The sequence below is a fragment of the Nocardia sp. NBC_01327 genome (assembly GCF_035958815.1).
In the GTDB taxonomy this organism is placed as follows: Bacteria; Actinomycetota; Actinomycetes; order Mycobacteriales; family Mycobacteriaceae; genus Nocardia.
Map to the genome: position 1 here is coordinate 6575854 of NZ_CP108383.1, position 26711 is coordinate 6602564.

At 67.3% G+C, this 26711-nt stretch carries 27 protein-coding genes; 13 read left to right on the top strand and 14 right to left on the bottom strand.

The annotated features are described in order from the left end of the window. Positions 1 to 349 precede the first annotated feature (349 nt). Complete coding sequence (locus OG326_RS30310; RefSeq protein ID WP_327140556.1) at positions 350 to 1834, top strand: alpha/beta hydrolase; 1485 nt, start codon at positions 350 to 352, stop codon at positions 1832 to 1834. A gap of 5 nt (positions 1835 to 1839) precedes the next feature. On the opposite strand, the gene OG326_RS30315 is transcribed toward OG326_RS30310, so the two are convergent. The 9 genes from OG326_RS30315 to OG326_RS30355 are packed head-to-tail and all read right to left on the bottom strand — an operon-like array spanning position 1840 to position 10201. Continuing rightward, positions 1840 to 2664, bottom strand: a complete 825-nt coding sequence (locus OG326_RS30315; RefSeq protein WP_327140557.1) for an alpha/beta fold hydrolase — start codon at positions 2662 to 2664, stop codon at positions 1840 to 1842. Between the two features lie 33 nt (positions 2665 to 2697). After that, positions 2698 to 3906 (bottom strand): cytochrome P450, encoded by a 1209-nt coding sequence (locus OG326_RS30320; RefSeq protein WP_327140558.1) that lies wholly within the window; start codon positions 3904 to 3906, stop codon positions 2698 to 2700. A gap of 2 nt (positions 3907 to 3908) precedes the next feature. Further along, on the bottom strand, positions 3909 to 4349 hold the full coding sequence (locus OG326_RS30325; protein WP_327140559.1) for a PaaI family thioesterase: 441 nt from the start codon (positions 4347 to 4349) through the stop codon (positions 3909 to 3911). A gap of 2 nt (positions 4350 to 4351) precedes the next feature. Continuing rightward, positions 4352 to 6058, bottom strand: coding sequence for a fatty acyl-AMP ligase (locus OG326_RS30330; protein WP_327140560.1), 1707 nt, complete (start codon positions 6056 to 6058; stop codon positions 4352 to 4354). Positions 6059 to 6067: 9 nt separating this feature from the next. Further along, complete coding sequence (locus OG326_RS30335) at positions 6068 to 6808, bottom strand: thioesterase II family protein (RefSeq protein ID WP_327140561.1); 741 nt, start codon at positions 6806 to 6808, stop codon at positions 6068 to 6070. Next, positions 6805 to 8049, bottom strand: a complete 1245-nt coding sequence (locus OG326_RS30340; RefSeq protein ID WP_327140562.1) for a cytochrome P450 — start codon at positions 8047 to 8049, stop codon at positions 6805 to 6807. Before OG326_RS30340 ends, OG326_RS30335 begins: the two co-directional genes overlap by 4 nt. Then, a complete protein-coding gene (locus tag OG326_RS30345; protein WP_327140563.1) occupies positions 8046 to 8945 on the bottom strand; it encodes a cyclopropane-fatty-acyl-phospholipid synthase family protein in 900 nt (299 codons plus the stop codon). Before OG326_RS30345 ends, OG326_RS30340 begins: the two co-directional genes overlap by 4 nt. 2 nt (positions 8946 to 8947) lie before the next feature. Then, positions 8948 to 9205 (bottom strand): acyl carrier protein, encoded by a 258-nt coding sequence (locus OG326_RS30350; RefSeq protein ID WP_327140564.1) that lies wholly within the window; start codon positions 9203 to 9205, stop codon positions 8948 to 8950. Between the two features lie 60 nt (positions 9206 to 9265). Further along, positions 9266 to 10201: an acyl-CoA desaturase gene (locus tag OG326_RS30355; protein WP_327140565.1), complete on the bottom strand. Its 936-nt coding sequence runs from the start codon at positions 10199 to 10201 to the stop codon at positions 9266 to 9268. Between the two features lie 237 nt (positions 10202 to 10438). On the opposite strand from OG326_RS30355, the gene OG326_RS30360 reads away from it, so the two are divergent. The 3 genes from OG326_RS30360 to OG326_RS30370 are packed head-to-tail and all read left to right on the top strand — an operon-like array spanning position 10439 to position 12652. Continuing rightward, complete coding sequence (locus OG326_RS30360) at positions 10439 to 11038, top strand: dihydrofolate reductase family protein (RefSeq protein WP_327140566.1); 600 nt, start codon at positions 10439 to 10441, stop codon at positions 11036 to 11038. Between the two features lie 30 nt (positions 11039 to 11068). Then, positions 11069 to 11410 (top strand): YciI family protein, encoded by a 342-nt coding sequence (locus OG326_RS30365; protein WP_327140567.1) that lies wholly within the window; start codon positions 11069 to 11071, stop codon positions 11408 to 11410. A gap of 18 nt (positions 11411 to 11428) precedes the next feature. Then, the gene (locus OG326_RS30370; protein ID WP_327140568.1) at positions 11429 to 12652 is read left to right on the top strand and encodes an RNA polymerase sigma factor; all 1224 of its coding nucleotides are present in this window, start codon (positions 11429 to 11431) and stop codon (positions 12650 to 12652) included. Between the two features lie 50 nt (positions 12653 to 12702). Here OG326_RS30370 and OG326_RS30375 read toward each other — a convergent pair whose 3' ends face one another. From OG326_RS30375 to OG326_RS30385, 3 genes are all read right to left on the bottom strand, one after another. After that, a complete protein-coding gene (locus OG326_RS30375; protein ID WP_327140569.1) occupies positions 12703 to 13854 on the bottom strand; it encodes a ThiF family adenylyltransferase in 1152 nt (383 codons plus the stop codon). Between the two features lie 146 nt (positions 13855 to 14000). After that, the gene (locus OG326_RS30380) at positions 14001 to 14612 is read right to left on the bottom strand and encodes a class I SAM-dependent methyltransferase (protein WP_327140570.1); all 612 of its coding nucleotides are present in this window, start codon (positions 14610 to 14612) and stop codon (positions 14001 to 14003) included. A gap of 10 nt (positions 14613 to 14622) precedes the next feature. Further along, positions 14623 to 16086 carry an MFS transporter gene (locus tag OG326_RS30385; protein WP_327140571.1) on the bottom strand — a complete coding sequence of 488 codons (1464 nt, stop codon included), beginning with the start codon at positions 16084 to 16086 and terminating at the stop codon, positions 14623 to 14625. A gap of 55 nt (positions 16087 to 16141) precedes the next feature. Here OG326_RS30385 and OG326_RS30390 point away from each other — a divergent pair, with 55 nt between their 5' ends. Next, on the top strand, positions 16142 to 16798 hold the full coding sequence (locus tag OG326_RS30390) for a TetR/AcrR family transcriptional regulator (RefSeq protein ID WP_327140572.1): 657 nt from the start codon (positions 16142 to 16144) through the stop codon (positions 16796 to 16798). Positions 16799 to 16970: 172 nt separating this feature from the next. Continuing rightward, entirely contained in the window at positions 16971 to 17360 is a 390-nt protein-coding gene (locus OG326_RS30395) for a hypothetical protein (RefSeq protein ID WP_327140573.1), read from the top strand. Between the two features lie 14 nt (positions 17361 to 17374). On the opposite strand, the gene OG326_RS30400 is transcribed toward OG326_RS30395, so the two are convergent. Further along, positions 17375 to 17497, bottom strand: coding sequence for a hypothetical protein (locus tag OG326_RS30400; RefSeq protein ID WP_327140574.1), 123 nt, complete (start codon positions 17495 to 17497; stop codon positions 17375 to 17377). On the opposite strand from OG326_RS30400, the gene OG326_RS30405 reads away from it, so the two are divergent. From OG326_RS30405 to OG326_RS30425, 5 genes are all read left to right on the top strand, one after another. Beyond that, positions 17496 to 18290 (top strand): SGNH/GDSL hydrolase family protein, encoded by a 795-nt coding sequence (locus tag OG326_RS30405; RefSeq protein WP_327140575.1) that lies wholly within the window; start codon positions 17496 to 17498, stop codon positions 18288 to 18290. The two genes, OG326_RS30400 and OG326_RS30405, sit on opposite strands and share 2 nt — an antisense overlap. 168 nt (positions 18291 to 18458) lie before the next feature. After that, positions 18459 to 18854, top strand: a complete 396-nt coding sequence (locus OG326_RS30410) for a hypothetical protein (RefSeq protein ID WP_327140576.1) — start codon at positions 18459 to 18461, stop codon at positions 18852 to 18854. Positions 18855 to 18872: 18 nt separating this feature from the next. Further along, complete coding sequence (locus OG326_RS30415) at positions 18873 to 19778, top strand: SGNH/GDSL hydrolase family protein (RefSeq protein WP_327140577.1); 906 nt, start codon at positions 18873 to 18875, stop codon at positions 19776 to 19778. After that, entirely contained in the window at positions 19775 to 21094 is a 1320-nt protein-coding gene (locus OG326_RS30420; protein WP_327140578.1) for an acyltransferase family protein, read from the top strand. The genes OG326_RS30415 and OG326_RS30420 overlap by 4 nt, the downstream gene beginning before the upstream one ends. Before the next feature lie 17 nt (positions 21095 to 21111). Continuing rightward, positions 21112 to 22269 carry a lipase family protein gene (locus tag OG326_RS30425; protein WP_327140579.1) on the top strand — a complete coding sequence of 386 codons (1158 nt, stop codon included), beginning with the start codon at positions 21112 to 21114 and terminating at the stop codon, positions 22267 to 22269. 164 nt (positions 22270 to 22433) lie between these two features. Here OG326_RS30425 and OG326_RS30430 read toward each other — a convergent pair whose 3' ends face one another. After that, complete coding sequence (locus tag OG326_RS30430) at positions 22434 to 24224, bottom strand: MFS transporter (protein ID WP_327140580.1); 1791 nt, start codon at positions 24222 to 24224, stop codon at positions 22434 to 22436. Positions 24225 to 24440: 216 nt separating this feature from the next. Here OG326_RS30430 and secY point away from each other — a divergent pair, with 216 nt between their 5' ends. Next, positions 24441 to 25760 carry a preprotein translocase subunit SecY gene (secY, locus tag OG326_RS30435; protein WP_327140581.1) on the top strand — a complete coding sequence of 440 codons (1320 nt, stop codon included), beginning with the start codon at positions 24441 to 24443 and terminating at the stop codon, positions 25758 to 25760. A gap of 17 nt (positions 25761 to 25777) precedes the next feature. After that, on the top strand, positions 25778 to 26653 hold the full coding sequence (locus OG326_RS30440) for a response regulator transcription factor (RefSeq protein WP_327140582.1): 876 nt from the start codon (positions 25778 to 25780) through the stop codon (positions 26651 to 26653). Positions 26654 to 26711: the final 58 nt, after the last annotated feature.

Consider the following 26711-nt stretch of genomic DNA (forward strand, 5'->3'; position numbering starts at 1 on the left):
TGCTCGCCGCAGCCCTGGAAGGAGGGCTTACCGCAGCTCTGGCAGACGATCCGCTGACACACGCGATCTCCTATGACATTCGTTGGTGATTAATACCTAGACGGGGTATTGCCCGGAGGAGGGTATCAACGGCGCATGTCAGCGCTGTCACCCGTCACCGAGAAGTGCACGGATATCCCCGTCCCTGACTACCAGGGTAGCCTCCGCCCGCGCGGCGGCGGACAGCGCCCGACCGTCGGCGCGGCGCGGGCGCCTCCACCCCCGGACGGAGAGCGGGTGGGAATGAGACTCGCCGCCCCGGCCTCCGGGTGGTTCCGCGACCGTATTCCCCTGGTGCACCGTGGGATACATGATGCGGATCGGTACCGGCGTTCGGGTGGTGGCGGCACTCACCGGTGTGCTGCTGGTGACGGCGGGATGTGCGGCCACGGACGGGAACAAAGCGCAGGCTCTGGAGTGGGGATCGTGTCCACCGCCCGCCGCCTCCACGACCACCGCACCGGTCGTGGTGGACCCCGGTCAGCAGTGCGCGAAAATAACTGTGCCGGTGGATTATTCCCATCCGGGCGCAGACACGTTGGCGCTGACCGTTTCACGCCTGCGGACCAGCAAACCGGGCGAGCGCCTCGGGGATCTGATCATCGGTCAGGGCGGCCCTGGCGAACCCGGGCTGGACCTGCCCAGCGAGGGGCTCACCACGCTGCCCGCGGCTGTTCGCGATCATTTCGATCTGTACGGTCTGGACTACCGCGGAATGGCCAACAGCTCGCCGATTCAGTGCGGTATCGACGAATCCGATCGGCAGGCGCTGGTGGGTGTGCCGTATCCGGCGCCGGACGGGGATATCAGCGCGGACATCGCCCGCGCGCATCGCATTGCCGAGGCCTGCCTGCAGCACGGCGGGACGGTGCTGCCGCACGTCACCACCGCGAATATCGCGCGCGATATCGACCGGTTCCGTATCGCGCTGGGTGATGACAAGATCTCGTACACCGGAGTCTCGTACGGCACCTATGTGGGCGCGGTCTACGTCAGCCTGTTCCCGGATCACGCCGATCGAGTGCTGCTCAATAGCGTGGACCCGCCGGGCGGAGTGCGCGACGGTATCGAAAACAAGGGACTCGCAGTCGATCAGGCCTTCCCCTGGTTCGCACGGTGGGCCGCCGAGCGGGATGGCGACTATCACCTCGGCAGCACCGCGGACGAGGTCCGCAGTGCGACGCTCGCGGCGAGCCGCGCGCTGAACACGACACCGCTGACGGTCGGTGACCACACTCTCACCGGTAATGCGCTGCTGCTGGGCGTGCAGTCGCTTCTCGAACAGCCGCAGTACTTTCCGTTGATGGCCGGATTGATCAGCGGTGCGGCCGCGCGGAACCTGCCGGCAGCGGCGCTGTCCGGACTGCCTGTGGCGCGGGTGTTCCCGGACAATTTCGTGAGCAGTCAGGATGCGGTGCTCTGCGGTGATACCGCCTGGCCCACCGATCCGGCGCAGTACGCCGCCGCGGTGACCGACAATCTGCGGCGCTATCCGCTCACCGGTGGATCCCCCGCCGATATCTGGCCGTGCGCCTTCTGGTCGAAGCCGCTCGAGCCGCCGGTCGCGATCAGTTCGACCGGACCGGCAAAGGTATTGCTGGTCAACAACACCGGCGACCCGTCCACCACCTATGCCGGAGCGCAGGCGATGCGCAATGCCCTCGGTTCACGCTCGGCGTTGATCACCGTCGAGGGCGTCGGTCACGGGGTGCCCATCACCGGGGACTGCGTGGGGCGCACTGTCGAGAACTATTTCCTCACCGACGCGCTGCCGCCCGACACCCGCTGCGGCTGATGCGGTCACCTGGCCGCTACGGCGGCCAGGAATTCCTCGAGCACCGCGGTGACGGCAGCGGGCTGTTCGAGAGTGCTTGTGTGCCCGCAATCTTCGATGATGTGCAGCCGGGCGTCCGGAATGCGGTCGACGATCTGGCGGGCGCGCAGCGGCGGAGTCGCACGGTCGTCGGCGCCGACCACCACGAGGGTGGGATGGGCAATGGCCGGGAGCTCGTGTTCGACGGATTTCCGATCGGCCACGGCGAGAACCGCTTTGCCGATGGCCGCCCGATCGTGGCGGCGCAGGCGGGCGGACCAGTCTCGGATGATCGGGCCGCTCTGCGGCCCGCTACGGAAGACGGAGCCGAACATATGCGGTTCGACCTGACTCTGGATCGCCCGGAAGCCGACCAGGCGCAGGGCCATGGCGAGGCGTTTGTACTCACCGACCTTCGCCGAATCTTCCGGACCCGCACTGGTATCCAGCAGGATCAGCGAGCGCAGCAGTTCGGGATGGCGGGCTGCCAGTCGCTGGCCGATGAAGCCGCCCATGGACAGGCCCACCCAGTGCACCGGTGCGATCGCGAGCAGGCCGATCAGGCCGGCGGCGTCCGCGGTGAGGGTATCCATATCGTAATCGCCTGCGGTGGGCGGTGTTTCGCCCTGGCCACGCCAGTCCAGGGTGATGCAGCGGTAGCGATTGCGCAGCGCCCGGATCTGCGGTTCGAACATCCAGCCGCCGAACAGCAGCCCGTGCCCGAAGACCAGGGTCTGAGCATCCGGATACTCGGGCGGAATCCCGGTGTCGGAGTAGGCGATCGGGACGCCGTCGATGAGGGCGGTCGGCATGGGCAGGCTCCTCGGAAATGCCGTGACAATCAGCTATACCGTGACAATCAGTTGCGCGGGACCGCGCACATTGATGCGGCCGTTCCACCGCACCTCCTCGGCAACGGCCCGCGGGAAGCGGCGCACGAACGCGGCGAACGCCGTGCTGCCCTCCAGCCGGACCAGTGCCGCACCCAGGCAGTGGTGGGCGCCGGCGCCGAACGAGCCGTGCTGCGCCGCATTCGGCCGGTTGATACGGAGTTCGTCCGCATCCTCGCCCCAGAATTCGGCGTCCCGATTGGCGGCGGCAATGCAGGCGAGCACCCAGCTGCCGGAGGGGATTTCGGTATCGCCGACGATCAGCGGCTCGACGGTGATGCGGCGCATGAGGTGGACAGGCGAGTCATAGCGCAGCAGCTCGTCCACCGCGTTCACCGCCAGGGCGGGCTCGGCGCGCAGCAGCGCGGCCTGCGCGGGATGGTTCAGCAGGGCGAGCAGGCCACCGGACAGGTGGTTGACGGTCGTCTCGTGCCCGGCCACGTAGAGCAGCATGACCTGGGCGATCAGCTCGTCCTCGGTCAGTGCGTCACCGTCGTCCTCGGCGCTGATCAGCGCGGTCAGCAGATCGTCGCCGGGGTGGGTGCGCTTCCACCGGACGAACTCACCGATCATGGCGCGCAATTCTTCGCTGGCGGCCCGGATGCGCGTCTGCAGGTCGGGATCGGCGAGCGGTTCGAGTGAGAGCACCATGAGCGCGGTCAGTTCACGCACCCGGGCGCTCTCCACCACCGGAATGCCGAGCATCTCCGAGATGATCGCGAAGGGCAGCGGAAAGGCCAGTTCGGCAACGATATCGGCGCTGCCCGCCGCCGCGATGCGCTCCAGCGCCGCGTCCACATAGGCCACGATGCTCGGCTGCCGGTCCGCCACCGCGCGGCGGGTGAACGCCTTGGCGACCAGGCGGCGCAGCCGGGTGTGATCGGGCGGATCCTGATCGAGAATGGATTGCCCGCGCATGATCCGGTTCGCCTTGCCGAGCGTGGCGCTGTCACTCTTCCAGGCGGGTAGCCGAGTCAGATTGGCTTCGTCGACAGAGTGCGAAGAGCGCTGTAGCGCAGCCACATCCGCATGCCTGGACAGGATCCAGAAGCCGAGCGGATGCTCGTGCACCGGCGCTTCGGCGCGCAGGCGGGCGTAGTCCGGATAGGGGTCCTCCGCGAAACCCGGTGCGAAGAGGTCGAAGGCGAAGGGCGCGGTGCTCACGGCTACCCCAGCTTTACATTGCGCATGGTGACCAGGGCGGTGGCACAGAGGATTTCGCCCTCGTCCTCGACCGAGTAGACGTCCGCGGCAGCGGAGGTGAGGAGCGCGCCGGGCTTGAGCACGCGGCCACGGGCCACAATCTGCTTACCCTTGGCGGGGGCGAGGATCTTCACCGTGTAGTCGATGGTCATATTCACCCAGCCCGGCTGCAGCAGGGTGCCCGCGGCGGAACCGGCGGCGAAGTCGGCGAGCGAGCCGAGCACACCACCCTGGAAATAGCCATTGTGCTGGGTGAGTTCCACCCGGAACGGCTGCACGATCTCGACCTCGCCCGCGGCCACGCGGCCGAACTCGAAACCGAGATGCCGGGCCGCGGGCATGCTGAGCACAGCGCCCTCGACTGCCTGCGCGAAATGCGGATTCGGTGCCTGCCAATTCGACATGCTCAGCTCCTCGGTGCGTCGGTGAGTGCTTCGACCTGCGGGGTCCACAGTTCGAATTCCTTGGCCAGATAGCGTTTCCGGGCGGCGGACCGCATGATCTTGCCGCTGCTGGTGCGCTGCACCTCGTCCGGCGCGGTCAGCACCACCTCGGCGAGTGCGAGTTCATGTTCCCGCAGTACTGCGGCCTTGATCTCGGCGGCGAGGTCGGCGGGATCGGCCTCGGCCGTGCGCCGGATCTCCTGGATCACCACCAGCTTTTCGCCTTCCGGGCCGTCGATCGAGAATGCCGCCCCCGCGCCTGCCCGCAGCGCCGGATGGGCGGACTGCACGGTGTGCTCGATGTCCTGCGGGTAGTAGTTGCGGCCGCGAATGATGACCAGATCCTTGGCTCTGCCGACCACGTACAGCTCGCCGTCCAGCAGCAGGCCGAGATCACCTGTGCGCAAGTACTTTCCGCCGGCGCGGAAGGTCAGTTCGGTGGCGGTCTCGTGCTGCCAGTAGCCCCGCGCGACATGGCCGCCCGCAACCCAGATCTCACCCACCCGATCCGGCGGGCACTGCGCGCCGGACTCGGGGTCGATGATGCGCACGTCCTCGCCCGGCAGGACGTGTCCCGAGCCGACCAGGGTCTTGGTCCGCGCTCCGGTGGCGGCGACGTACCGGCGCTCGCCCAGCGCCTCGACGTCCACCTCGAGCAGCCGCCGGCCGCGGCCCGGTGTGCTGCCGCTGACCAGCAGTGTCGCCTCGGCCAACCCGTAGCACGGATACCACGCGCCGGTGCTGAATCCGTGCGGCGCAAAGGTTTCCTCGAAGCGGCGTAGCGTGTCCGGGCGGATCGGCTCGGCGCCGTTGAACGCGACCTTCCAGCTGCTCAGGTCCAGTTCCGGAACGGGTGCGGCGGCGGCGCGCCCGACACAGGCCTCGAAGGCGAAGTTGGGGCCGCCGCTGGTGTGCGCGCGATACCGCGAGATGGTGGACAGCCACAGCAGCGGGCGGCGGATGAAGGTGGCCGGTGACATCACAATGCTGGTGGCGCCGACGTACAGCGGTTGCAGCACATTGCCGATCAGGCCTTGATCGTGGAAGAACGGGGCCCAGCCGACCACGGTGGAATCGCGATCGTGGCCGAAGCCCTGGCGGATCATCTCCTCATTGGCCATCAGATTCCCGTGGGTGACCATGACGCCCTTGGGTGCTGCCGTCGACCCCGAGGTGTACTGCAGGAATGCCACGTCGTCGAGGGCGGCGGCGAGGGGTTCGAATCCCGGTGCGGCTGCGGGCATCCCGTCGACCGCGAGCCAGTGGGTGGCGGCGCACAGCGGCGACAGCGCGGCCCGCAGCGGCGCCAGGAAGAGTTCCAGGCTCAGCACCGCGGTCGGTGCGCAGTCCCGCACGACAGATCGGGTGGCGTCCTGAATCCGATTGCGGCGCGGCGGATTCAGGGGTACCGCGATGACGCCCGCGTAGAGGCAGCCGAAATAGGCGACGATGAATTCGAGACACTGCGGAAAGACCAGCAGCGCACGATCGCCCGGTGCGCAGCGTGAGGCGAGCTCCTGCGCCACACCCAGCGCGGCGGCATGCAATTGACCGTACGTGAGTGCGGCGGTCTCCTCCCCCGCGTCGTCGAGGAAGATGTAGGCCGTGCGGTCCGGCTCGGCGGCGGCGCGCTCACGCAGGATATCGGGAAGCACTGTGGGCTGCGGCATCTCGGGTCCTTACTGCACGGCCTCGGCCATGCGCGCCGCGATGGCGGCGCGATGCCGGTGATGGAAGAGGTGGTCGCCCGGGAATTCGTACAGCGCGAACGGGCCGTCGGTGAGCTGCTGCCACGCGACGGCCTCGGTGCTGTCGAGCATCGGGTCCTCGGTGCCGTGGAAGACGGTGATCGGGCAGGTCAGCCGCGGCTGCGCGTGATGGGTGTACTCCTCGGACAGTTCGAGATCGGCCCTGGTGAGCGGTAGGGCATAGCGCAGGAACGCCGAGCTGCGACCGGCCTCGCCCCATGCGTTCATATCGGCGAGGGCGGCGGCGAACTCCGCCTCCGGCAGAGCGTGGATCGGCGGACGGGTGGCGCGCAATTGCGGTGCGCGGCGGCCGGAGACGAACAGATGCACCACCGGTGTTCCGGCGGCGGCCAGCGCGCGGGCCAGTTCGTAGGCGACCAGCGCGCCCATGCTGTGGCCGTACACCGCCAGTGGCTCCCGCTCGAAAACCGTGAGCTGGGACAGTAATCCGGCAACGGCCTCGGGCACGCGGCGCAGGGCCGGTTCTCGGGCCGCGTCCTCCCGGCCGGGCAATTGCACCCGGATCGGCGAGATCTCCGCCGGGAACAACTCCAGCCATCGATTGAACGAGGAGGCTCCCGCACCGGCGTGCGGCAGGCAGATCAGGCGCACGGCCGCGGTATCGGCGGTGTAGCGCAGCCAGTTCCGGGTGCCCGGCTCGACGCGGGTCATACCGCACTCCGGATCGCCACGGGCAGGTTCCGCAAGCCCCGGACGATGAAACTGTGTTCCTGCCAGTCGAATTCCTCGGCGAGCGGTGCGAATTCGACCGCGCCCAGGTGCGCGAACGCGACCTCGGCCACCAGTTCGGCCAGTTGCCCGCCGAGGCAGCCGTGCATTCCGTGCCCGAAGGCGAGGTGGCCGGACGCATCGCGGGTGAGGTCGAATTCGTCCGGGCGCTCGAAGATTTCGGGATCGCGATTGGCCGCGCCCAGGCACACCAGCACCTGGTCGCCGGTGCGGATGATCCCGTCGCCGATCTCGACATCCCGGGTCGCCAGACGCTTGGTCAGCTGCAGCGGGCTGTCGTATCGGAGCGCCTCCACCACAACGGATTTCACTACCTCCGGCGTACTCCGAAGCATCGCCGCCTGTTCCGGATGCCGCAGCAGCGCCAGGGCGCCATTGCCGATCAGGGATTTTGTGGTCTCATTGCCCGCCACAAAACACATGAGGCAGACGAAAACCAGTTCTTCGTCGCTCAATACATCGCCGCCGGTGGTACGCGCGGCGAGCAATCGGCTGATCAGATCCGTGCCCGGCTGTCGGCGGCGCTGCACCAGCACCTCGTCCAGCGCGGCCGCGAACTCCTCGACCACCTCGCGCACCCGCGCGAAATCGGCGGCCTTCATCAATCCCGGTTCCAGCAGGAATCGAATGTCGTGCGTCCACGACCCTACGTGCGCACGCAGGTCCTCCGGCAGTGCCATCCATTCGCACAGCACCGAAATGGGCAGCGGTGCAGCGAAATCGGCAATCACATCCATGCCGCCGGCGGCCCGGGCGGAGGTCATCAGCCGGGCCGCGATATCGGTCGCCACCGGTCGCAGCTCGGCCACCGCCGCTGCCGTGAACACCCGGTTCACCAGCCCGCGCAGCCGCGCGTGATCCGGATTGTCGGTGAATACCAGCGACTTCCGGCCCAGCCGCTCGATGCGGTCCACCTCGCCCTGTCCGAGCCGTTCGGCCTGCGTGCTGACCAGCTGCGGGATCAGCCCGGCGCTGAAGGAGCGGTCGAGCAGCACGGTCTTCACATCGGCATGCCGGGTCAGCACCCACATGCCGAGGGTCTTGTGCACCGGCTTGTGCGCGCGCAGCTCCCGGTACATCGGGTAGGGGTCACGCCGGAATTCGGCGCTGAACGGGTTGAACCGGACGCGCGGGCGGGCCGGATCGGAGGCCGCCACCGTCATGCGACCCGATCTCCCCGGGCGGCGAAGTATTCGCTCCGATACGGCCGCAGCACCAGCCGGTACAGCGTGATCTTGCCCATCCGAAAACCCATGGCGGACAGCTTGAGATAGCGCTCGTAGCGGGCTACCGCCTCGGGGCCGACGAGTGCGGTGGCCGCCGGTCGCTCGGCCTTCAGCCGCCGGGCCCATTCCGCACAGGTCCAGGCATAGTCCAGACGGCCGTTGCTGATCGCGCAGACTTCGAACAGGCCGTCCGCCGCGGCGGTGATCTCACCCAGCGTCGGCAGTTCGGCGTCGGGGAAGATCTCCTGCTTCATGAAGGTATTCGCCTGTGCGGCATTCATATTCGCGTAAGCGATGGTCTGCAGCGACAGCGTGCCGTCGGGGGTGAGCCACTCCCGGCAGCGCGTGAAGAATTCCCGGTAGACGCGGATCTTCTCCTCGGCGGAATCGTCGGGCCGGGCGAAGTGCTCGAAGGCGCCGATGGAGATAATTCCGTCGAATTTGTCCTCGGGCCGATAGTGCAGCCAGTCCTCGACCCGCACTTCGACGCCGGAATACTGCTGCGCCCGAACGTATTCCGCCTGTTCCGCACTGAGGGTGAGGCCGACCGATCTTTCCACGCCGTGCCGCCCGGACAGCCGCTCCAGCACCGCACCCCAGCCGCAGCCGATATCGAGCACCGAGCGAGCATGATCGGCGTCGATGGCGTTCAGGTGATGGCGCAGTTTGTTCTCCTGCGCGAGTTCCAGTGTGTCTTCGGCTGTTTCGCGCAGTGCGCACGAGTAGCTCAGCGACCGATCCAGCCAGAGCCGATAGAATTCGTTGCCGATATCGTAGTGGTGGCGGATCGCGGCGGCCGCGGCATCGGTTCGCCCGGCATCGATCGTGACCATGCTCAGGCCACGTTTCTCGAGGTCTGCTCGTGCAGGTAGTTCGCCACCGCGTCCAGCGTCGGGTTCTCGTACAGGTCCTCCGGCGACAGGTCCACGCCGTAGCGCTCCTCGACCTCGATCAGCAGCGCCACGGCCAGCGCCGAATCGATGCCGAGACGGTCGAAGTCGGTGGCCGGGTCGATCGAGGCGGCCGGTACCTCCAGCAGGTTCGCCAGGTACTCCTGGCACCAGCCGACGATCGCTTCTTTACTCGTATCCACTGTGCGCCTCTCTCGGGCAATGCTTTTCAGAGCTTCAGGGCTCTTCAGGACAAGGTGTTCTCAGGCAACACGTTTGGCGGCCATGCGCGCCGAGGTCGGCACCTTCAGATCCCAGGCGAGACCGGTCGCGGCCAGCGTTCTGATGAGCCAGTAGCCCGGGTCGAGCCGATACCAGTCCAGCCCGAACGAGGGCGAATCCGGGAAGGCGTGGTGATTGTTGTGCCACGACTCCCCCAGCGTCACGAGGGCGAACACGCCGCCGTTGTGGCTGTTCTCCCGGGATTCGTACGGCCGGGTGCCGAACATGTGCAGGAATGAATTGATCGCCCACACAATGTGTTCCAGCAGGAATATACGGACGAAGCCGCCCCAGAGCAGGCCGCTCACGGCGCCGGTCCAGCTCATGGTGACCAGCCCGCCGATGACCGTCGGAATCAGCAGCCCGAGCGCCACCCAGTAGTAGTACAGCCGGGCCACCCGCACCAGCTTGCGATCTTTGATCAGATCCGGTGCGTAGTGCACGATATTCGGGTATTCGTGGCGGCGCATCCACAGGAAATGCGAATGTGCCAGCCCGCGTACCGCACCGGTGAATCCGCCGCCGGAAAGATTGGGCGAGTGCGGATCTCCCTCGCGGTCACTGAATTCGTGATGCCGCCGGTGCAGCGCGACCCATGACACCACACCGCCCTGTCCGGCCATCGATCCCAGGATGGCCAGCAGCGCGGCGACCCACGGCGCGGCCTTGAAGGTGCGGTGGGTGAAGAGCCGGTGATACCCGACCGTCACGCCCAGGCCCGTGACCAGCCACATGCCGAACAACAGCGCGAATTCGACGACACCGAACGGGCGAACCGCCAGGAAGGCGAAGGCCGCCACGGTGCCGATGATAGGAAGCACATCGAACAGGAGAAAATGCCGACGCTGCAATCGGTGGATATACGGATTGCTGATCGTCTTCCTGCGCGGTGTGGGATTCTCGTCAAGCTCAGTCATCGCACCCGTCCAAACCCTGATGAGTACCGGCTACCAGCCGACGAACCGAACGTAACAGCGGCCCGGCTCGCGCCACCCGGTCGCGCAATCCTGTCGATCGCAGCATCGGAATCGTTGATCGACGGGCCGGATGTAATACGCCCGGGCCGATTTTCGGCGCACTGTCGTATTCGCGGCGGCCCGTTCGTGTAGAGGGTGCAGCCCGGTGGTGTGCCGGGCACTTCCGAAGGAGCGAACATGGGCAAGGTCGTCGCGGTTGTCAGTGTCACCCTGGACGGCGTCATGCAGTCGCCGGGGCGGGCGGACGAGGACACGCGGAACGGATTCACGCACGGTGGGTGGGCACTACCGTATGCCGATGCGGAGCAGGGGCGGGCCGTCGCCGCGCACTGGGCCACGCACAGCGGGGCGCTGCTGTTCGGCCGGCGCACCTATCAGGACTTCTACGGGGTGTGGCCGGGGCGGACCGATAATCCGTTCAGTCAGATCCTCGACAAGACCGAGAAGTTCGTGGCGTCCCGCACGCTCACCGAACCGCTGCCGTGGCAGAACTCGACGCTGCTGGCCGGTGACGCGGTAGATGCGGTGCGGCAGCTGCGGGCCGAGCAGCCGGAGCTGGATCTGGTCATGCTCGGCAGCGGTGATCTGCTGCGTTCGCTCATGCGGGCGGGCATGATCGACGAGTACCTGCTGCAGATCCATCCGCTGGTGCTCGGGACCGGCCAGCGGCTGTTCGACGGTGTGGAGCTCGGGCAATTGCGGGTGTCCGACAGTGTCACCACCACAACCGGCGTCACCATCGCGACCTATCGGCCCACCGGAGAGGAGCAGCGTTGAAGGGGAAGCAGTGTTGAAGGGGAAGCAGCGTTGAAGCAGTATCTGCTCAGCATCTATCAGCCCGCCGAGACCGATCCGCCGGACAATCTGGACGAGATCATGCGCGATCTCGCGGTACTCAATGACGAGATGCGCGCGGCCGGGGCGTGGGTATTCACGGCCGGACTGCATCCGCCGAGCACCGCCACCGTGCTGCAGGCCAGCGGGTCGGAGGTCCTCATCACCGACGGACCCTATGCGGAGGGCAAGGAGCAGATCGGCGGGTTCACCGTGATCCAGGCGGGCGATCTCGATGAGGCGCTGGAGTGGGGACGGCGACTGGCCCGCGTGGTCACGCTGCCGATCGAGGTGCGGCCGATGCAGGATCGCTGATATGCCGGACCGGCTGAAATGAGCTCCGGCACAAACGATGCCGAGGCGATCTCGGAGGTCTTCGCCGAGCACTACGGTCGTGCCGTCGCCACCCTGATCCGTGTCTTCGGCGATGTCGGCATGGCCGAAGACGCGGTACAGGATGCCTTCGCCGCCGCCCTGCAGCGCTGGCCCGAGGACGGGCTGCCGCCGAGTCCGCCCGGCTGGATCATCACCACGGCCCGCCATCGGGCGGTGGATCGCCTGCGCCGCGAGGCGGCCCGGCAGGACAAGTACGCCCAGGCCGCGCTGCTGCACGCCCGCGACGAGCCGGTGGAGGAGGACGCCATGCGCGATGATCGGCTGCGCCTGATATTCACCTGCTGCCACCCCGCGCTCGCACGCAATGCGCAGGTGGCGCTGACCCTCCGGCTACTGGGCGGGCTGTCCACCGAGGAGATCGCGCGCGCCTTCCTGGTACCGGAAACGACTCTGGCGCAGCGGATTACGCGGGCCAAAGGCAAGATTCGCGATGCTCGGATCCCGTATCGGGTGCCGTCGCAGGCCGAACTGCCGGCGCGGTTGGATGCCGCGCTGGCGGTGGTCTACCTCATCTTCACCGAGGGGTATACGGCCACGGCAGGCGATCAACTGGTCCGTGCGGACCTGTGCGCCGAAGGCATTCGTCTCGGCCGCGCACTGACGGAGCTGATGCCCGACGAGCCCGAAGTGTGGGGTCTGCTGGCCCTCATGCTGCTCACCGAATCCCGTCGCGCCGCGCGCACCACGCCGGACGGGCAACTCGTCCCGCTGCCTGAGCAGGATCGCGGCCGATGGAATCGCACGCTGATCGACGAGGGCCAGTCCCTGGTGCGAAAGTGCCTGCGCCACAACCGACCCGGCCCGTATCAGATCCAGGCCGCGATCAATGCGGTGCACGCCGATGCCCTGGCCGCCGCCGATACCGACTGGCAGCAGATCCTCGATCTGTACGACCACCTGATGACCATCGCGCCCAGCCCGATCGTGGCACTCAATCGCGCGGTGGCGCTGGCCGAGGTGTCCGGCCCGGAGTCGGCACTGGCCGAACTGGACACCCTCGACCTCCGAAATCACCACCTACTGCACGCAATCCGAGCCGATCTCCTGCGCAGACTCGGGCGAACCAGCGAGGCCACCGCCGCCTACGATCGCGCCGCGACTCTCACCCGCAACCGCGCCGAGCGCGACTTCCTCATCGATCGGCGCAGCGCCCTGAACTGAGTGGGCGGCGTTATAGGTCTGTGGTGGGTTCGGCTCCACAGACCGCGGGGTCAGACTGTTGCGGGGGCGGCGGCGGTGTTGTGCTCGGGGGCGATGAGGGCTTCGAGGTCGAGGTAGAAGCAGCCGGATTCGCAGGGCAGGGCGAGCAGGATGCGGCGGGCGGCTTCGGTGACGAGGGCGCCGCCGAGTGCCACGTCCGAGGCGAGTTGCGGCCAACTGCTCAGGGTCCGGCCGATTTCGGGTAGCGCGGCCGCGAGTGCGGGGCTGATTCGCTCGGAGTCGACCATCTTCAGGAGGAGCTCGATCTTGTCGTGATCGGACAGCGCCGGCAGGTCCGCCGCGGTGATATCGCCGATGCGGCCGTGCAGCAGCGGCCGGTCCGGCTCGAGATCGAACCGTTCGATATCGAGCATGCCGCGATCATTGCCGTCCATGATCACCGGAATGCCCAGGGCCCGAGCATGTTCGCGGGCGGCGATCTTCACATACGGGGTGTCGCACTCCTCCACCAGCAGATCGATCGGCGCCCCGGCGCCCTCGAAGAAATCGGACATGGTGGCATCGGTGAGCCCGGCCGGCATGATCTCGATATCGAGATACGGGTCGATCTCGAACAGCTGCCGGGCGCAGATGACCGTCTTCCCGACCTGCAGATGATGCACGCCCGCGCGCAGCCGGTTCATATTCGACAGACTCAGCTCGTCGAAGTCGGCGAGCCGGAATGCGCCGCCGACACCTTCAAGTGCCAGGGTGATCGCGGCCGAATTGCCCACCGACAGACCGACAATCCCGATGCGGCTGTCGAGCAGTCGGCGCTGCTGCGGCCGCTGGATCTTCTCCCGATTGCGATCGGTGCGCACCAGGCGGAACTCTTCGCGCGGCAGCACATGCACCAACCGGCCCGACCAGGGATACCAGACCCAGCTGCCGTACGCCCAGATCTCGGTCCCGGCCAACTGCTCCTCCACCTTGGCCGCCAGTTGCGCGCGGTCGAATCGGCGGCCCGGCTCGCGGCTGCGGATCAGCTCGTGCAGCTGGGTCTCGATGGTGTCGTGGACTTCTCGTACCGCCTCGGATTCGAGCAGCGCGGCCATGGCCGCGTGATCGGCGGCGTGCACCGGTTCGAGTACCACCGGTTGCCATACGTCGCGATCGGGCCGGGCGGCCGAGAACAGGCCCGCCGGTGCGGCGCCGTGGTCCATGGAATCCTTCCGGGAAGTTCGTGGGAAATGTGGGGAATCTTCGAGCAGGAGAAGGAGATTCCTGCCTCAGAGCACCCCGGGGAAGCAATTGCCAGATATTAGCTTTCACAGGGCCAGTTCCACGAATCGGACAATTCGCATGGCGGCTACCGCCGCGAGAACACCGCCACCAGAAAGTCGGACTCGGCGGCGAACGGGCGCAGATCCCACGTCGACAGCCGCAAATCGACTGCGAGCCCGGCATTCTCGGCGTCGGCCAGAAATTCGGGGAACTCGTATCCACGATCGGCGCCGAACCCCGTCACCAACCGGCCGGTGGGTGCGAGATGGCGGGCGAATCCGGCCAGGACCGTCTGCCGGGTGGACGGCGCCAGAAATGTCATCACATTCCCCGCGCATACGATGGCATCGAAGTCGGCCGCGATCCCACTGCCCGGCAGGTCCAATTCGGCGAGGTCGCCGACGATCCAGCGCGGACCGGGATAGTCCTGCTCCGCCGCGGCGATCAAGACCGGATCGACGTCGACCCCGACCACAGCGTGCCCGGCCCGGTGCAGGTACCCACCCACACGTCCCGGACCGCACCCCGCATCCAGGACTCGGCTGCCGCGGTCGAGCATCGCATCGACCAGCCGCGCCTCCCCGGCGATATCCCGGCCCTCGGCCGCGAGTGCGCGGAACCGCTCGACGTACCACGTCGAATGCGCGGGATCGGCAGCCGTGAGTTCCTCCCACTGACTGGGGATACGTCCGCTCATCGCTCACTCCTCACTCGACCCGCCCCCGGTCCACTGTGCCACCGCGCTGCCGATGCCCGGCGCGCGGATCGATCGCGGGGCGGGTGCGCCGGATCAGATGGGACGCCGGCCAGGCCAGCACGGCGGGGACGAGGAATATCGCGAACAGCCAGCGGGCGGCGTGCGCGGTGGCGGCGGGGTCGGCGAAACCGGCGAGGTTCGCGACCGTGCCCGCCAGTGCCGAGCCGAAAGCTGTTGCGGTGAGCTGCACGATGGTGGCGGACGAACCGGCCAGGTCCTGGTCGCGGTCGCCTGCCAGTTGGAAGACATCGGTGAGCAGATGCGGGAAGACCGCGCCGATGCCGCCGCCCAGCAGGACCAGACCCGTGATGATGATCAGCAGGATCGCGGGCGCCCGCGTGGCTGCCGGGCCCGCGGTGACCAGAATGGCCAGGCCCAGTACACAACTCACCGGGGCGAGGCCGATCAGCAGGCCGCGGCGAGCGGAGACGCCACTGAACAGGAGCGATCCCGCGGTCCAGCCGGCCGCCATGGCCGCGCCGAAGTATCCGGCCTCCAAGGGACTCAGCCCCTGCAGATGCTGACCGAAGTACGGGACGAAAACCTCTACGCTGGAGGCGATTACGAGCAACGACATGGTGATATAGACCAGGCGCAGGCGCCGATCGGGCCCGAACGCGGCGGCGGGCAGCACCCGCACGGCGGCGGTGCGCTCATGGCGCAGCCACAGGGCCAGCAGCCCGCCCGCGCCCGCCAGTCCCGCCGCATTCACCGGCAGTGAATCCGATACGCTCGCGACCGAGATCACCAGCGCCGAGGCGGTGAGCAGACCGACTGCCGCCCAGGGGATTCGGACCCTCCCCTGCTGCTGCGAGGCGGACGGCAGACGGCCCGCTCCCCAGACCAGGAACAGCAGCAGCACCGGTATGAGCATCCAGAACGCGCCGCGCCACATAGCGAGTTGCGCCCATATACCGCCCAGCGCGGGACCGATCAGGGTCGCGACGCCCCACATGGCCGATACCAGCGCCATCGCCCGCGGCCAGAGCGATTCGTCCAGCGCCACCCGCACAATCGAATAGCACAGCGCGAACAGCAGTCCGCCGCCGAAACCCTGTGCGGCACGGCCGATCAGCAGCACGCCCATGGTCGGGGACAGTGCGCAGATCACCGTCCCGGCCACCAGCACCAGCGCCGACCAGCGGTAGGCCCAGCGCGGTCCGGAGTGGGCCAGCAGGGCTCCCGCGGTGGCCGAGCCCAGCACCGAGGCGACGACGAAAACCGTAGTGGCCCAGGCATACAGCCGCGCGCCGCCGATATCGGCGACCACGGACGGCATGACCGTCGTGGCGAGGTACACATTGGTCGCGTGCAGCCCGACGCCGCCGGCCAGCGTGATGACGACCGCGCCGTGTGCGCGGCCGAGTAGCGCCCGCCAGCCTGGCGGCGCGATGTCTACAGGAACAGAAGTCATGGCATCTCCACTTTCATTACGGTCCGTACCGTAATAGATACGGTAGAGTGACCGCATGGCAGAAGGCAATACCCGCACCGGCCGCCCTCGCGACCTGAGCATCGACCACGCCGTGCGCGAGGCGGCGCTGACCTCGCTCGCCGAGGTCGGCTATCGCGGGCTCGCCATGGAGGCCATCGCCCGCCAGGCCGGTACCAACAAGCCCGCGGTCTACCGGCGCTGGCCGAGCCTGGCCGCCCTGGTGCTCGACGGCCTCGCGGCGCGGCTGGGTGATGTCGAGCCGCCCGATACCGGCTGCACCATCTGCGATCTGTCCGATGCAATCAAGCTGCACCTCAACGTTTTCCGGCGCATGCCACCCGATGCGCTGGCGGCTCTGCTCGCCGATTGCAATGCCGATCCGGCGCTCCGGGAGACCTTCATGGCGACCCTGTTCCGCCCGCCCAGGGATGCGGTCGCCCAGGTACTCGACACCGCCATCGGGCGTGGCGATCTGCGCTCCGACGCCGATCGTGAACTGCTGCTGGATCTCCTGGCCTCGCTGGTGCACTATCGCGCCCTGTTCGGCCACGCCGCGACCACCGATGCCCAGGTCGAGGAGGCCGTCCACACACTCCTGCGCGGCGTCGCGAACGATTACGACCATCTGGTGGCTATCAGCCGGGCCGAGGCCGGGGATCCGCTGTTCCACCCCCACCACGCTGCCCAATAGTCGCAATTCGCCACCGGCGGCCGTTGTGAATTGATAGCCTGGCCGCTCAGAGCGCCTATCCGCGAGTCCAGGACAGGCAGTTTTGCCGATTCGGGTCGAATCCGGGGAGTCCTTTTGTACACTCCCCGCTGAAGTGAACAGATGGCACTTCAATTTCTGATTCGAGGTACCGATGAAATCTGTTACACCAAACGCGTTCGCACTACGTGCCGTCACGGCCGTAATCGGCGGATCGCTGCTGCTCTCCGGAGTGACGGCATGCGGCAGCGATAAGGCGCCCGACGGGTCGCCGAGCAGCGCCACCAGCGCGGTGGTCACACCGGCCGCCGCGCCGATCAGCACGGTCGCGCCCGCGCCGACCACCGAGGCGCCGGCGCCGACCACCGAAGCACCCGCACCGCAACCCGCGGCCGCCGAACCAGCCGCGCCGGAGCCGGCCGCACCGCAGCCCGTCGTGACCGAACCGGCCGCGCCGAAGCCCGCACCGCAGACCCAGCAGCCGCAGAAGCCCGCGCCGCCGACCTTGGACGCGCCCGGGTTCGAACCGCGCGCAGGCTACTGAAAAGGCCAGGGAATTCAGTTGTTCGGCAATAGTGGACGGTGGCTGTGTGCTGCCGCGGTGGCGCTCTCGGCATCGGTGACGGGAGCAGGGGTGGCGGGGGCGGATTCCGCTCCCGAGGGGAAAGAGCTTGTGGTCATGGGTGATTCGTTCACCGCGAACGCGTGGGACTTCACCGACCCCGATAACGCCTGCCTGCGCCACGGGAAGACGGCCTGGCCGGCGCAGCTGGGCGCCCTGATGGGCGTGTACGGCACCGACGCGATGGTCGATCCGTCCTGCCCGGGCGCGTCGATCGACAGCGGGCCGGGCTGGACGCTGGGCGTGGAAACCGCGAAGGCGGACAAGGCAGGCGCGTTCGGACCGCGCACCAAGCTCGTCGCCCTGCAGTTCGGCCTCAACGACCATTGGGGACAGACCACGCAAACTCTGTGGAAGTCGTTGCAGGGCTGCGTATTCAACCTCGTCGACGGCTGCGGGCCGGAGGCCGCGACCCAGGGCCGGATCACCGATTACAACGGAGTCTCGGGCACGCTGTTCGCCGATCGCATGCGCAATGCGATCACCTACATTCGCTACTACGCACCCAATGCGCACATCGTGCTGGTGGGGTACCCGGAGCTGTTCCAGCCGGGAACCGACACCATATGCCTCGACGTCCTCGGTGTCGCACCGTTCATCCAGCCGCGCGGCGGCGCGGTGGTCGCGTACTTCGATCGCATCCAACAGGCGCAGCAGCAGGCCGCGCAGCTGTTGAATATCGACTTCCTCGATGCCCGCGCACTGACCACCGGGCACGGACTGTGCACGGATCAGCCCTGGCTGAACGGTGTGATGGACCCGCGCACCGATATCGACGGCCTGTTCTTCCACCCGTCCAGCAAGGGCGACGCCGTGGTCGCGAACGCGATCTACGACAGGTACGGACACTGACCCAACCACCGGAGGCGACAAGTTACCCACCGGTAGCCGTTACCGCACGCCGGTCGACTGCCCTGGGGATTTGTGGTTTGCCGAATCCGGGGTCATCGACCCGAAAGTCTCTTGTACACTCCCGCTGAAGTGAAATTCTTACACTTCAGTTCTTGATTCGAGGATCTCATGAAGTTTCGTACCCCAGGTGCATTCGCCGTACGTTTCGCAGCAGCGGCGATCGGAGGGGTTTTGCTGATCGGCGGGGTGTCGGCCTGCGGCAGCGATAAAGCATCCAGCGGATCGAGTGATACGCCGACCAGTGCCGTCGTGGCACCGGTGAGCAGCGCGATCGCGCCCCCGACCAGTGCGGCAGCCCCGGTGACCAGTACCGACGCACCGCCGCCGCCCACGACGGAGGCACCCGCTCCGCAGCCCGCGGCCCCTGAGCCCGTGGCCCCCGTGGCTCCCCAGGCGCCGGTGGTCCAGCCGGCCGCGCCGAAGCCCGCGCCGCAGACCCAGCAGCCCAAGGCGGCGCCGCCGACCTTGGACGCGCCCGGTTTCGAACCGCGCGCAGGCTACTGAGGAATCCGGAGAATTCTCGTGTCGGGAAACAGTGGACGGTGGCTGTGCGCCGCGGTGGTCGCGGTCGCGGCCGTCACGGCGGGCGCCGGAGGATCGGGCGCGCAGACCGCTCCCGAGGGCAAAAAGCTTGTGATCCTGGGTGATTCGTTCACTGCGAACGCCCTGGACTTCTCCTCCGATCACAAGTGCCTGCGCGGCGACACGGCGTGGCCCACACAATTGAGCACGCTGATGGGCCTCCGAGACGGTGATCAGGTGTCCAATTCGTCCTGTGCGGGCGCGTCGATCGACAACGCTCCGGGCTATACGCTCACCGTCGAGGCGCGCGATGCCGACAAGGCGGGCGCGTTCGGTCCGGATACCAAACTCGTGACGCTGCAGTTCGGCCTCAACGACCACTGGGGCGGCTCCGCCCAGAACCTGTGGGACGCAATGCAGCAGTGCGTCTTCGATCTGGCCGACGGCTGTGGGACCGACGCCGTGGATCAGGGCCGGATGCCCGACTCCCAGCTGATTTCGGGCGCCTCGTACGCGGACCGCATTCGCGGTGTCGTGACCTACATCCGGTACTACGCACCCAATGCGCGCATTGTGCTGGTCGGGTATCCGGAGCTGTTCAACGCGGACCAGAGCACCGTATGCCTCGACTTCTTCGGCGTCGTGCCGTTCACGCAGCCGCGCGGCCGCACGGTCGTCGAATACTTCAACAGGCTCGATCAGGCGCAGCGCGATGCCGCCGCGGAGCTGAAGCTGGACTACCTCGACGCCCGCGCGCTGACCGCCGGGCACGGGCTCTGCTCGCCGCAGCCATGGGTGAACGGCGTTTTCGATCCGACGATCAAGTTCGACGGACTGCCGTTCCACCCCTCGCCCGAGGGTGACTCCGTGGTCGCGAACGCGCTCTACGAAAGGTACGCACGATGACCCGCCCACCGGAGGTCCTGTCCACGCGGCCCACGGAGGCGGCCACCGTCGTACCGCGGCCCGCCGCACCCGCCGCCCCACCGGATACGGGGGCGCTCGTCGCCGAGCGGGCGGACCGGGAGCGGCCCCCGCTGCCCTCGCTGACCGGTTCCCGGTGGTGGGCGGCATTCGCGGTATTCGTCTTGCACGCCTTGGTATTTCTGCCGGTGTACCCGTTCCAGAAGTCCGAGCTGTTCCGGCATATCCACGAATGGGTGCCGATGCAGTTGGGCGCCGCGGGCGTCACGTTCTTCTTCGTACTGTCCGGCTTCATCATCTACTGGTCGTTCCGGCCGGGCATGACGGCGCGCGCGTTCTATCGGCGGCGAGTGCTGAAGATCTACCCGATGCACCTGCTGGCGGCCGCGGCGTTCATCGTGGTGGCGAGCGTGCCGCTCTCGCGCCTGATCGTCTGGGTGCCGAACCTGCTGCTGGTGCACACCTGGGTGCCGAAATGGACCACGGTGGGCGGGCTGAACGTGCCGTCGTGGTCGCTGGCGTCGGAAGTGCTCTTCTACCTGAGCTTTCCGATCCTGCTGCCGTTGATCCGGCGGATCCCGACCCGGCGCCTGTGGCTGGCCCTCGGGCTGCTGATGCTCGCGATCATCGCACTGCACACCTCGTACTTCCTGTGGACCGACGGACCGAAGGGCATTGCGAATGCCTTTGCGCCCCGGCTGGTTCCGGGCAACACCTCGCCGTATTTCGAGCTGCACGCCTCCCCCGCGTGGTTCGTGCAGCCGGATATTCCGGTCTCGCCGTCCTACTGGCTCAGCTACAACTTCCCGCCGTCGCGCCTGCCGGAGTTCTTCCTCGGCGTCCTGGCGGCCCGCCTGGTCCTGGAGGGGCGCTGGCGCAATACCAGTCTCACGCTTCCGCTCGTGACGCTGGTCGCCGCCTACGCGGCCACCTGGGTGGTCCCGGTGAACTACAAGATGTCGGTACTGCTGCTGCCCCCGATGACAGCGGTCATCGCCACCATGGCCGTCCGCGATCTGTACGGAATCCGCAGCCTCAATTCCCATCCCCGCATGGTCTGGCTGGGCAATGTGTCCTTCGCCTTCTACCTGATCCAATTCCCGGTCATGGTCGTGATCACCCGATACCTCATCGGCGGAAAGGAATTCGGCATTCTCGGCTGGGCCGGCTTCACCCTGCTGTGCCTGGTGGTCGCGACCATCATCGCCGCTGGTCTGTACCACTGGGTGGACACCCCGATCATGCGCCGCTTCGCGCGGTCCAAGAAGGACGCCAAACGGAAGTCCGTACCGGCCTGAGGCCTAGCATTTGCGGTATGCGATCGCGAATTGCGTTCTCGATACTGGCGGTGCTGGTCGTGGCCGCGTGCGGCACATCCACCGATACGGCGACGACGAAGGCGGAATCGGCGGGAACGCTGATATCCAAGCGACCTCTGGGCACTCTCGATCCCGCCCTGTCGGCGGCCCTGTCCTCGGCCACCTATATACGCTACGAATCGACCTCACCGGCCGGACAGCCGATCGAGGTGTCGGGTGCGGTATTCCTGCCGAAAGGGGACGCGCCCGCCGGAGGCTGGCCAGTGATTGCGTTCGCGCACGGCACCTCCGGCGTTGTCAGCGCGTGCGCGCCCACCAATTCGCCCACGCTGTTCGGCTCGGCGCCCACGGTCGCGCAACTGCTGGCGGGCAATCGGGCGGTGGTGATGACGAACTACCAGGGCCTCGACGGCCCGGGCAACGCACCGTATGTGGACACCCCGTCCTCGGGCTACGACGTGCTGAACTCGGTGCGCGCCGCGCGGGCCACCGGCCTGCCGCTGGCCGCCGATACCGTGCTCGTCGGCGTCTCCCAGGGCGGGCGGGCCGCGGAATCGGCCGCCGAAACCGCGAAATCCTATGCGCCGGAACTGGATATCCGCGGAGTGCTGCTGCTGTCCCCGGCGCTGGAGGTCAAGTTCGTCGATGCCGTCCGCAGCGGTACGCTCAACGCCCCCGATCAGTACCTGATCCTGCCGTATCTGGTGGAAGCCGTGCGCTACAGCAACCCCGGCTTCGGTGACGACCGGGTGCTGCACGGTGATCTGCTCACTGCCGCACCGCATCTGGAGTCGCTGTGCACCGGCGATATGACCGCCGCCGATCTCGCCCTCGGCGCCGCGGCCACCCCCGCCGAGGCCCGCTTCGCCGATGATGCCGCCGCACAGACGGTCGCTGATCTCGAATCACGCACCAATCTGCCGAAGGTGGCCACCACCCTGCCCACCTATATCGTCCGCGGCGACGCCGACCTGCTGGTGAGCACCGCATGGTCGACCGCGGCGATCGCCGCCATGTGCACCCTGGGTACCCCGGTACACGACCTGATCGTCCCCGGCGGCCACGGTGCGCCGGACAAGGTGTCCGATCAGTGGCTGCCGTGGATCGGGGACCTGTTCGCCGGCACTCCCCTCAAATCCACCTGCCCACAGTGATTTACGCCCCGGCTGCCTGGATTTCACCGGTCCCGGCAGTCTCATTTCACCGGTCCCGGCGGTCTCGGCACCGTAGATTGGCGATGGTGATCCCCGCCTGGGCGCAGATGTTCCGGTCCTCGGGGGCAATGTCTCCAATCACAGTCTGAAACGTCTCAATTTCACTACAGTTCCGTGCCATGACCTCCAACACTCGTCGTGCCGGACTCGCCGCCATCGCCATCGCCGCCGCCCTGGTTGCCGTCGCCGGACCCGCCTCCGCCGATACCACGCCCGCCTCGGGCTCCTCCAGCCTCACCACCATGAGCTCCAGCAATGGCACCACGCCGCTGGGCAACTTCTGGACCACCATCATCAATACGATCGGTGTCGCCGCCGGTTCGTCCGCCCCGGCCAAATAGCGCTTCCGGATCCGGCAGGGTCTTCGCCTCGTCCAGCGCGGCGAAGATCGCCGCGGCCAGGATCAGCAGCGCCGAAACCAGCAGTGCCACATCGAGTCCGTGATGGAATGCGGCTTTTCCGGTGTCGAGCACCTCGGACACCTTCGACAGATATTTGAGATACGGGCCGAGGTCGGCGCCCTCGGGAATGCGGCCGCGTTCGAGCGCGTCGACGACGGGCGGCTGTAGTGCAGCCGGTAGACCCAGTTCGTTCATCCGGGCCTTCAGATCCGAGGTGAGGAACGAATTCACCACGGCCCCGAGCACGGCGACGCCTACGGCGGAACCGACCTGGCGCATCGTATTGGTCGCCGCGGCGGCCATGCCCGAGTGCTCCGGCGGTACTCCGGACATCACGGCGGACGTCAAAGGCACTACGGCAATACCGAATCCGAGGCCGGCCACCGCCATCGCACCGGCCAGCGGCAGATCGTGCAGTGGACCGGCGAGGGATTGACGGGTCAGCAGGATGCCGCCGGCGCCGAGCACACAACCGATGATCATGGGGCCGCGCGCACCACGACGCGCCACCCAGAAGCCCGCGCCCAGTGATCCGGCGATGATCGCGACGGCCATCGGCGCGAAGACCGTGGCGGTGCGCGCACCCGAATACGACTGCATCACTTGCAGATACAGCGCGGTGAAGAAGAAGATCGAGAAGATGCCGAAGTAGACGGCGAAGGCGACCGCCAGCGCACCGCGCACCCCCGCCCGGCCGAGATATCGAAAGTCGAACAGCGGTGCGCGCGAACGCATTTCGATGGCAATGAATCCCGCCAGCGCGAAGCCGCCGAGCACGAACAGCGCGATCACCGAGGGCGCGCTGTAACCCCGGTCCTCGCCGGTGGTCGCGGCATAGATCACCGAACCGAGAAAGGTTGCGCCGAGCAGGATTCCGCGCCAATCGAGCGGACCCGGCCGGGGGTCGGCGCTTTCCGGAACGGACCACAGTGCCGCAGCCAGGGCCACCGCCCCGATCACCAGATTGAACCAGAAGATCGAGCGCCATCCGTACGCGTGCACGAGCACTCCGCCCAGTACCGGCCCGGCCGCCAGCGCCAGCCCCGATACCGCCGCCCACACACCGAGGGCCTTGGCGCGCGCCCGATCGTCCGGGAAGATCTGCCGCACCACCGACAGCGTGCCCGGTTCCGAAGCGGCCGCACCCAATCCCATGATCGCGCGGCCGGCGATGAGCATCGGCACGCCGGCCGCGAGCGCCGCGATCACCGATCCGGCGCAGAAGATCACCAGTCCGATGATCATCACGCGCTTGCGCCCCCACCGGTCACCGAATGAGCCGCCCGCCAGCATGAGACTGGCGAAGACCAGCGTGTAGGCATTGACCACCCACTGCAGCAGCATCACATCGGTATCGAGTTCCCGCCGGATATCACCGAGCGCGACGCTGACCACCGTGGTGTCGAGGAAGGTGACGAACAGAACGGCGCTGACCGCCGCCAGGGCGATGCCCGGCCGCGCCGCCGTACTCGGTGCGTTGTCGATCGACGCCACCGGATCAGGCTACCGACCCGGGGCGTCGAGCCGGTGCCACTGCTTGGAAGTGGGCGTTTCTCGCCGGGTTCCCCCTATCGAGGGAGGCGGAAGTCCGACTCGCGGGCGACGTGGACGGGTAGGTGCGATCCGTACCGTCGAAGACCCCGGGCAGGGTCGTTCGATCGCTCGCCACGGGATTCGCCTGTCCCGCACCATCGTTCCTCAGGAGGTTCCGTGCTTTCCGCCCTAGTGCCGGCTATCCGGACCCCGGAGCTACGGCGGAAGATCCTCCTCACCCTCGGACTGCTCGCACTGGTTCGCCTCGGCGCCGCCCTTCCGTCACCCGGCGTCGAGTACAAGACGGTGCGGGACTGCGTCGACATCGCTTCCGGCGGGGATTCCGGCGGTGTCTATCAGCTCATCAATCTCTTCTCCGGCGGTGCGCTGCTGCAGCTTTCGATCTTCGCGATCGGCATCATCCCGTACGTCACCGCGAGCATCATCACCCAGCTGCTGACCGTGGTGATCCCCCGGTTCGAAGAACTGCGCAAGGAGGGCCAGACCGGGCAGAACAAGATCACGCAGTACACCCGCTACCTGGCTGTGGCGCTGGCGGTTCTGCAGGCATCGACCCTGGTGGCGCTCGCCGGGCACGGCCAACTATTGCGCGGATGCCCGAAGAATGTGCTGTCGGACAGCTCGCTCTTCGGCATGATCAGCATTGTGCTGGTCATGACCGCGGGCGCCGCACTGGTCATGTGGTTCGGCGAGCTGATCACCGAACGCGGCGTCGGTAATGGCATGTCGCTCTTGATATTCGCCGGAATCGCCGCTCGCATCCCGAGCCAGGGCATGGCGATACTGGACAGCAAGGGTGGTCTGGTCCTCGCGGGAATCGGCGGCGCGATACTGCTGACCATTGTCGGCGTGATCTTCATCGAGCAGGGCCAGCGCCGGATTCCGGTGCAGTACGCCAAACGCGTGGTGGGCCGGAAGATGTACGGCGGTTCGTCGACCTATCTGCCGCTGAAGGTCAATCAGGCCGGTGTCATCCCGGTCATCTTCGCATCGTCGCTGCTGTCGCTGCCGAACCTGTTGGCGCAGTTGACCCAGAAGAATTCGGGCAATCCCGCCGAGTGGCAGCAGCTCATCCAGAAGTACCTGGTCAATCCGAGCAACCCGGTGTACGTCGCGATCTACTTCGCGCTCATCGTGTTCTTCACCTACTTCTATGTCGCGATCACCTTCAACCCGGAGGAACGCGCGGACGAAATGAAAAAGTTCAGCGGCTTCATCCCCGGCTATCGCCCGGGTAAGCCCACCGCGGACTACCTCAACTACGTCCTCAGCCGGATCACCCTGCCCGGTTCGATCTACCTCGGCGCTGTCGCCGTCCTGCCGAACCTGCTGCTGCACTTCGGCGGTACCAGCACCACCCAGACCCTGGCGCTCGGCGGCACCTCGGTGCTGATCGTGGTGAGTGTCGGGCTGGATACGGTCAAACAGATCGAAAGCCAGCTTCTGAACAGGAATTACGAAGGATTCCTCCGCTGAACCTAGAGTCGGAAGGCATGGCCACGAATACCCCCACCCACCCGTTGCGCCGGGCCGCGTCCTCACTCGCGCTCGCCATTACCGCGGCGACGCTCTCGGTGGGCGGCACGATCGCACCGGCCCACGCCGCGACCCCGGAATCGTGGCCCGTAGCGCAGAACTCGGAGGTGGTCCGGTCACCGGCGGCCGCCGAAGTGGCGCCGCAGTCCACGATTTCGGTGCTCATCGCCGACGGCCACCTGGTCTTCCGGTCCGGCCTGCGAGCGGTCATCGGCAGCCAGCCGGATATCGAATGTGTCGCGGAGGTCGGCGACGGCGCCGCCGCGGTCAGGGAGATCCGGCGGCTGCAACCGGATGTCGCCCTGGTCTGCCTCGATATGCCCGGTCTCGACTATTCGGCCGCCGGCGGACCGACCTCGATATTCGGCGACACCACCCAGATCCTCACCTTCACCACCAACGAATCCGATGAAAACCTCTACCGCGCACTGTGTCTCGGCGCCAGCGGATTCCTCGCCAAAACACTGCCCTCGGCGGGCCTGGTCGCCGCCATCCGGACGGCGGCCCGCGGTGACGCGCTGATCGATCCGACCCTCACCCGCCGCCTGATGGCGCGCCTGACCGCCGGAATCGAACCCTTCCCCGCCGCACCCGAGGTCGAAACCCTCACCGCCCGTGAACATCAGGTCCTCCTGCTGATCGCCAGCGCCTACACCAACCCCGAAATCGCCCGCGCCCTCGGCGTAGGCGAACAGACAGTCAAAACCCACGTCTCGAACGTCCTGGCCAAACTCGGTGTCCGCGACCGCGTACACGCCGCGGTCTACGCCCACACCCGCCGCATAGTCCCGCGCGAACCCCATCCTGAGGTGTCGGCGATGCTGCACCGATGATTTTCGGGTGAGCCCGTAGTCGATACCTCTGGATGTACCGGCAGACAGGAGTACGGAC